General features: G+C 72.2%; 1 protein-coding gene and 1 pseudogene. Both read left to right on the plus strand.

From position 1 onward, the window contains the following. Window positions 1-908, plus strand: a 908-nt coding sequence (locus E1289_RS37610; protein ID WP_207929423.1) for an AAA family ATPase, incomplete at its 5' end; no start/stop codon positions are given. Window positions 909-996: 88 nt separating this feature from the next. After that, window positions 997-1336, plus strand: a pseudogene (locus tag E1289_RS37615) (hypothetical protein); the annotation flags it as partial.

Genomic DNA, 1336 nt, shown 5'->3' on the forward strand with positions numbered 1-1336 from the left:
CCGCACGGCCCTCGCCCCACCCGCCGCCTGCCGCGCCCACTCCGCCGTCGAGCGGGACCAGCGCCGCCGCGCAGAGCCAGCCCGCCGCGCCACCGCGGCGCGCGCCCGCGCCGACGGGACCGGTGCAGCGGCCGAACGGGCAGACCTACCACCCCCGGCAACTGGCCGAGGTGCCGGACGTGGCCGCGTTGCGGCGCCTGCGCGAGGCCGGGATTGCGGCGCTGCTGTATGGGCCGCCCGGCACCGGCAAGACCAGCCTGGTGGAGGCGGCCTTCCCCGACCTGATCACCGTGGCCGGGGATGGCGACACCGCGGTGGCCGACTTCGTCGGTGAGTACACCCAGGCCCCCGACGGCGGTTATGAGTTCGTGTACGGGCCGCTGGTGACGGCGATGAGCCAGGGCCGGTGCCTGTTCATCGACGACGCCACCCTCATCTCGCCCAAGGTGCTCGCGGTGGTCTATCCCGCCATGGACGGCCGCCGCCAGATCGTGGTCAAGGCGCACAAGGTCGAGACCGTCACCGCCGAACCAGGCTTCTATGTGATCGCCGGGCACAACCCCGGCGTGCACGGCGCTGTCCTCACCGAGGCGCTGGCCTCCAGGTTCGCCGCGCAGATCCGCGTGTCCACCGACTACGACCTGGCCCGCACCCTGCGCATCGATCCCAAGGCCGTCCGGGTCGCCCGCAACCTGGCCGCCCGGCAATCCTCCGGGGAGATCGGCTGGGCCCCGCAACTGCGCGAGCTGATCGCCTTCGACAAGATCGCCGGCGTCCTGGGCACCGATGCCGCCGTGGCCAACCTCGCGGGCATCGCCCCCGAAGAAGACCGCGACGTCGTCGTCGCGGTCCTGTCCTCGGTGTACGGACGCGCCATCACCCCACTGGCCCTGGGCCGCCAACTCTAGAAGCCGCCGAACCACTCCCCCACCCAACAAGCACTGACCTGGGCTTTTGCAAAGCGGCAGCGAAGATCGAGAAGGGAGAACACCTCAGATGCCCACGCACCTGAACCCGGCCACCAGCCCCAGCAGCACCATCACCGCGCGCGGCCCGTGGAGCAGGTTGTCGGCCGCCTTGACCGGGCAGGTCGCCGCGCTCGCCGAACGCGACGACTTGATCGTGACCTGCGCCCCCGGCGCCGGGCACGGCGCCCCCGGCTGCTTCATCCCGGCCTTGGCGACCATCGAACTCGACGGGACCCATCTCGGCCACGACCCTGCTGCCTGTGACCCGTCCCGCCCCTCGGACCGAGAGCGCTACCCCGCACTGTGGGGAGTTCTCGTGCACGAGGCCGCCCACGCCCACCACTCCACCTGGCACACCACCCTCACCG

The sequence above is a fragment of the Actinomadura sp. 6K520 genome, assembly GCF_004349245.1.
Taxonomy (GTDB): Bacteria; Actinomycetota; Actinomycetes; order Streptosporangiales; family Streptosporangiaceae; genus Spirillospora.